This is a genomic window from Longimicrobiaceae bacterium, from assembly GCA_035696245.1.
Classification (GTDB): Bacteria; Gemmatimonadota; Gemmatimonadetes; order Longimicrobiales; family Longimicrobiaceae; genus DASRQW01.
Genome location: DASRQW010000338.1, coordinates 1 through 6,090, shown reverse-complemented (window position 1 = coordinate 6,090; position 6,090 = coordinate 1). Strand labels below are relative to the sequence as shown.

General features: G+C 70.5%; 7 protein-coding genes. All 7 read left to right on the top strand.

Annotated elements, in window-relative coordinates:
* Positions 1-961: glutamate--tRNA ligase (gene gltX, locus VFE05_15705; protein HET6231518.1), on the top strand; the 961-nt coding region annotated here is incomplete at its 5' end.
* Between the two features lie 257 nt (positions 962-1,218).
* Positions 1,219-1,860, top strand: coding sequence for a transcriptional repressor LexA (gene lexA, locus VFE05_15700; GenBank protein ID HET6231517.1), 642 nt, complete (start codon positions 1,219-1,221; stop codon positions 1,858-1,860).
* Positions 1,861-2,033: 173 nt separating this feature from the next.
* Positions 2,034-2,528, top strand: a complete 495-nt coding sequence (tadA, locus tag VFE05_15695; GenBank protein HET6231516.1) for a tRNA adenosine(34) deaminase TadA — start codon at positions 2,034-2,036, stop codon at positions 2,526-2,528.
* Positions 2,529-2,864: 336 nt separating this feature from the next.
* The gene (gene pyrR, locus VFE05_15690; GenBank protein HET6231515.1) at positions 2,865-3,428 is read left to right on the top strand and encodes a bifunctional pyr operon transcriptional regulator/uracil phosphoribosyltransferase PyrR; all 564 of its coding nucleotides are present in this window, start codon (positions 2,865-2,867) and stop codon (positions 3,426-3,428) included.
* Complete coding sequence (locus VFE05_15685; GenBank protein HET6231514.1) at positions 3,428-4,402, top strand: aspartate carbamoyltransferase catalytic subunit; 975 nt, start codon at positions 3,428-3,430, stop codon at positions 4,400-4,402. Before pyrR ends, VFE05_15685 begins: the two co-directional genes overlap by 1 nt.
* Positions 4,399-5,682: a dihydroorotase gene (locus VFE05_15680; protein ID HET6231513.1), complete on the top strand. Its 1,284-nt coding sequence runs from the start codon at positions 4,399-4,401 to the stop codon at positions 5,680-5,682. The genes VFE05_15685 and VFE05_15680 overlap by 4 nt, the downstream gene beginning before the upstream one ends.
* On the top strand, positions 5,679-6,090 hold a 412-nt coding region (locus VFE05_15675), incomplete at its 3' end, for an OB-fold nucleic acid binding domain-containing protein (GenBank protein HET6231512.1). The genes VFE05_15680 and VFE05_15675, both read left to right, overlap by 4 nt.

Sequence of the window (6,090 nt, the reverse complement as noted above, 5' to 3'; positions counted from 1 at the left end):
CAAGGACATCGAGGACTTCATCGTCCTTCGCACCGACGGCACGCCCATCTACAACATGGCCGTGGTGTCGGACGACATCGAGATGCGCATCACCCACGTGATCCGCGGCGACGACCACATCTCCAACACGCCCAAGCAGATCCTGCTCTACCAGGCGCTCGGCGCGCAGGTGCCCACGTTCGCGCACCTGCCCATGATCCTGGGGCCCGACGGGAAGAAGCTGTCCAAGCGCCACGGCGCCACGGCCGTCGGCGACTACGCCGGCCTGGGCCTGCTGCCGGAGGCGCTGAACAACTTCCTGGCGCTGCTCGGCTGGTCGCCCGGCGAGGACCGCGAGGTGATGGGGATGGACGAGATGGTGCAGCTCTTCTCGCTGGACCGCATCAACAAGAAGAGCGCGGTGTTCGACGTGGAGAAGCTGATGTGGATGAACGGCCAGCACCTGATGCGCACGCCGGCCGCGCAGCTCCTCCCGCTCGTCGTCCCCACGCTCGTGGCGGAGGGGCTGATCGGCGAGGCGGAGGCGGAGGAGCGGCGCGATTGGCTGGAGGCGCTGGTGGACCTGCTGAAGCCCCGCTCGCGCGCCACGTTCGACATCCCCGCGCAGGCCGTGATGTTCCTGCGCGACCCGGCGGAGTACGAGGAGGCCGCGGTCGCCAAGCACTGGAAGGACCGCGCAGACACCGCCCGCCGCCTGGCCGAGGTGCGAGACGCGCTGGCCGCGGTGGAGCCGTGGGAGCCCGCCGGGCTGGACGCGGCGCTGCGGCAGGCGGCGGAGGCTGCGGGCCTCGGTTTCGGCAAGCTGGTGCACCCGCTGCGGTTGGCGGTGACCGGGCAGGCGGTGAGCCCGCCCATCGACGCCGTGCTCGCGCTGCTGGGGCGCGACGCCACGCTCCGCCGGATCGACGCCGCGCGGGGTTGGCTGGAGGCGGCCGGAGAGGCCCAGAAACAGGAACGTTGACATTCGTTTCCAGCCGGCCTAAGTTGCGGCCTGTATCGAGATACGCCGTAAACGGCCGCGCGCGGAAAACCGTAAAGAGACGTTTTCGGGCCGGAGTCGGTTCGGGGGAATGGCGGGAGGTCGTACTACGGGGGAGCGCGCAGACGACGCGCGCAACCCCGATTTCCATTCTCATGCGGGGTGCCCGTTCGGGCGAGAATACCCCCTCATCCGGTTCCAACGAGGGGAACGTTACAACGTTCCGTGGGGAGGCGACGATGCCTGAGTCATTGTCGAAGATCGAGCGTCGGATCCTGAACTACCTGGTCGACTACCTGAAGGACAACACCTACCAGCCGAGCATCCGCGAGATCGGGAAACGGTTCGGCATCAAGTCGACCAAGACGGTGTCCGAGCACCTTCAGTCGCTGGCCGACAAGGGCTACATCGAGCGCGACGCGTCCCGTTCGCGCGGCGTGAAGATCTTGGGGATGAACCTGTCCCCCGATGTGCTCAACATCCCCTGCTACGGCAAGATCGCGGCGGGCAAGCCGGCGCTGCTGCGCGAGCACGTGGCCGGCGAGTACGAGATCGACCGCAAGCTGGCCGGCTCGGCCGACGCGTTCTTCCTGGAGGTGAAAGGGAAGAGCATGGAGGGGATGGGCATCCTGAGCGGCGACTTGGTTCTCGTGGAGCCCGCCGACCTGGCGGACATCGAAGACGGCGAGATCGTGGCGGCGCGCCTGGACGGCGACGCAACGGTGAAGCGCTACTTCGCCAAGGACGGCCAGGTTGTGCTGGAGCCGGCGAACACCGACTTCGCCCCCATCCTGGTCAAGGACCACGACGACTTCGAGATCCTGGGGCGTGTGGGCGGCCTCTTCCGCCGCTTCACCACGGCGCACACCGCCACCGTCTGATCCCGGCTCGTCCAGTGCAGAAGGGACCCCGGCGCCATCCGCGCCGGGGTCCCTTTGCGTGCCCGCCTCTTTCCTTGATCCGACTCATCGCGCACTTTCCTGCGGACAGCTACGTGCGATGCGCTACGTCCACCGACGCTCGGCGCGTCCGTCGGCATGATCGGAAAGGCGAGATGGCGGATACGGAAGACGAGCGGTGGATGCGGGTGGCACTGGAGGAGGCGCGCGCGGCGGAGGCGCTGGGAGAGGTGCCGGTGGGCGCGGTGATCGTGCGCCGGGGCGAGCTGGTGGCGCGCGGGCACAACCTGACGCACACGCTCCAGGATCCCAGCGCACATGCGGAGATGGTCGCCATCCGCCGTGCGGCGCAGGCGACCGGGCACTGGCGGCTGCTGGAGTGCTCGCTGTACGTGACCCTGGAGCCGTGCACCATGTGCTCGGGCGCCATCGTGCTTTCCCGCGTTCCGCGCCTCGTCTTCGCGGCCCCGGACCCGAAGGCGGGGATGACGGGCTCGCTGGGCAACCTCGTCCAGGATCCGCGCCTCAACCACCGAGTAGAGCTGGTGCCCGGCGTCCTCGCCGCCGAGGCAGGGGACATGCTCCGCGCCTTCTTCCGCGCCCGCCGCAAGCAGCCGCGCGCGGACTCGCAGCAGGAGCCGGTGGAGTAGCATCCGCCACGGCGTCATCCGTCCCCTCCACATCGAGCGGAGGCGCTCCTCGCCTGCGACGCACTCACGGGAGCAGGCCGCGAAGGCGGCCTTCGCGCCGTCGCAGCCCGCGGCTTCAGCCGCCAGGGCGCGGCCGCTCCCGCGCGGCATCTCCCGACCGCACATCGTTGCACGACCTCGGCTCCGACGAGCGCACGGGAGTTGAAGGCTCTCGCCTTGTTTCCGACCGCTTTCCAAACGTCATTGCCCAGGCGCTCTCTTCGTTGACACCCCCCGTGCGCGGCGTGTAAGTTTGGGCTCTCCCGGCGCCGTAAAATCCTCCCGAAATCCGGCCTGATGCCCGAGCCCCAGCGACGCCCGATCATGGACACCGCCGCGGTTGAGCGCGCCCTGTCGCGCATGGCGCGCGAGGTGGTGGAACGCACGGGCGGCACCGAGGGCGTCGTCCTCGTCGGCATCCACCGGCGCGGGGTGGACCTGGCGGCGTGGATCGCGCGCGAGATCGAGCGCACCGAGGGCGTGGCGGTGCCCACCGGTTCGCTGGACATCACCCTGTACCGCGACGACCTGATGACGGTGGGCCCGCGCCCCGTCGTGGGCCGCAGCGACATCCCGCCGGGCGGCATCGACGGGCGGCAGGTGGTGATCGTGGACGACGTGCTGTACACGGGCCGAACGGTCCGCGCCGCGCTCGATGAGCTGGCGGACTACGGCCGGCCCAGCCGCACGCTCCTGTGCGTCCTCGTGGACCGCGAGGGACGCGAGCTGCCGATCCAGGCCGACATCGTGGGCGCGAAGGTGCCGGTGCCGGCGGGCGGGCGCGTGGAGGTGCGGGTGCCGCGCACGGACGGCGGCGCGCTGGGGGTCGAAGTCGTGGACGGCGGCGGAGGCGCGGGCTGATGGCGCATCCCACCGCTCCCTCGCTGGGCAAGGACCTGCTGGCGCTGGAAGACCTTACGGGCGAGCAGATCCTTTCCATCCTCGACACGGCCGAGACGTTCAAGGAGATCTCCGTCCGTCCCATCAAGAAGGTGCCGGCGCTGCGCAACCGGACGATCGTGAACGCCTTCTTCGAGAACAGCACCCGCACGCGGGTGTCGTTCGAGTTCGCGGAGAAGCGGATGGGCGCGGACACGGTGAGCATCAGCACCACCGGCAGCTCGGTGCAGAAGGGCGAGACGCTGGTGGACACGGCGCGCAACCTGGAGGCGATGGGCGTGGACATGGTGGTGATCCGCCACTCGTCTTCCGGCTCGGCGCGCTTCCTGGCGGAGCGCATCCCCAGCAACGTGGTGAACGCGGGAGACGGCAAGCACGAGCACCCCACGCAGGGGCTGCTGGACCTGCTCACCATCCGCGACCACCGCGGCCCCATCGACAAGCTGAAGGTGTGCATCGTGGGCGACGTGCTGCACTCGCGCGTGGCCCGCTCCAACATCTGGGGCCTGCGGCGCCTGGGCGCGCAGGTGGCCGTCTGCGGGCCGCGCACGCTGCTGCCGCCGGCCATCGAGGAGATGGGCGTAACCGTCTTCCGGCGCGTGGAGGAGGCGATCGAGTGGGCCGACGTGCTCAACGTCCTGCGCCTCCAGCTGGAGCGGATGACGGGCGGCTTCATCCCCAGCCTGCGCGAGTACAACCGCGTGTTTGGCGTTACGCGCGCCCGCATCGAGAGCGCGCCGCGCAACGTGCTCGTCCTCCACCCCGGCCCCATGAACCGCGGGGTGGAGATCGACTCCGACGTGGCCGACGGGCCGCAGTCGGTCATCCTTCAGCAGGTCACCAACGGGGTCGCCGTGCGCATGGCCGTGCTCTACCTCCTCTCCGGCCACGCTCCGGAGACGGCCGAAGCCGCCAAGCGCGGAGGCGACGCGTGAGGCCGCTGCTCATCCGCGGCGGGCGCGTGATCGACCCGACGCAGGGGCTGGACGCCGTGCTCGACCTCTACCTCCGCGACGGGGCGGTGGCGGAGCTGGGCGAGGGCCTGGCATACGAGGGCGCGGAGGTGGTCGACGCCTCCGGCCTGGTCGTCGCGCCGGGGCTGATCGACGTGCACGTGCACCTTCGCGAGCCCGGCGGGGAGCACAAGGAGACCATCTCCAGCGGCGCGCGGGCGGCGGCGGCGGGCGGCTTCACGTCGATCGTGGCGATGCCCAACACGTCGCCGCCCATCGACTCGCCCGCGTCCGTCGGGTTCGTGGTCGCGGAGGGACAGCGCGCCGGGGCGGCCCGCGTCTACCCGTCCGGCTGCATTACCGTGGGGCAGATGGGCGAGCAGCTCACCGAGTTCGGCGAGCTGGTGCACGCGGGCGCCGTGTGCGTGACGGACGACGGGCGGCCGGTGTCCAGCGCGGGGGTGATGCGCCTGGCTCTGGAGTACGCGCAGACGTTCGATCTCCCCGTGGCCGTGCATGCCGAGGAGCTGACGCTGTCGCGCGGCGGGTCGATGAACGAGGGGATCGTCGCGACGCGGCTGGGCCTCACCGGCATCCCCAACGCGGCGGAAGACGTGATGATCGCCCGCGACCTGATGCTGGCGGAGCTCACCGGCGGCCGCCTGCACGTGCAGCACGTTTCGACGCGCGGCGGCGTGGAGCTGATCCGCGAGGCCAGGGCACGCGGCGTGCGGGTCAGCGCCGAGGCATCTCCCCACCACTTCACCCTCACCGACGCCGCAGTGGAGCTGTACCGCACCGACGCGAAGATGAACCCGCCCCTCCGCTCCGAGGCCGACCGCGACGCGGTGCGCCGGGGCGTGGCAGACGGGACGCTGGACGTGATCGCCACCGACCACGCGCCGCACCACTACGACGAGAAGGAGCAGGCCTTCGAGGACGCGCCCAACGGCATCGTGGGCCTGGAGACGGCGCTCGGCCTCTCCTACACCGAGCTGGTGGCGACGGGGCTCATCGACCTGGCCACGCTGGTGGAGCGGATGAGCTGCGCGCCGGCGCGGGCGATGTCGATCCGCGGGGGCACGCTCAAGCGCGGCCAGCCTGCGGACGTCACGCTCATCGATCCGAACGCCGAGTGGACGGTCGATCCGCGCACCTTCCTCTCGCTGAGCCGCAACACGCCGTTCCGCGGCCGGGCGCTGCGGTGCCGGGCGGTGCGGACCATCGTGGGCGGACGCACGGTGTGGGAGGCGGCGCCGTGAGCACCTCCCTCTTCCGCGGCTCCGTCGTGAAGCCCGACCCGCGCGTCTTCTGCGGGCAGACGTTCCCGTGGCCGCTGATCGCGGATCTGGCCGATGGAGACGTGACGGCGTGCTATCTCGTCCACGACAAGCAGCGCCGCGAGACCAAGGCTGCCAAGCCGTTCCTCAAGCTCGTGCTGGGTGACCGCACGGGCACGGTGGACGCGATGATCTGGGACGACGCGGACCGGCTGGATCGCCTCGTCTCGGTCGACGACGTGGTCGGGGTCCGGGGACGGGTGAGCTGGTACAACGAGAAGCTCCAGATCACCGTGACCTCCATCGAGCCGCTGCTGGTGGGCGACGACGACCTGGAGTTCTTCCTCCCCGCGTCGCCGCACGACCGCACGCAGCTGTGTCGCGAGCTGG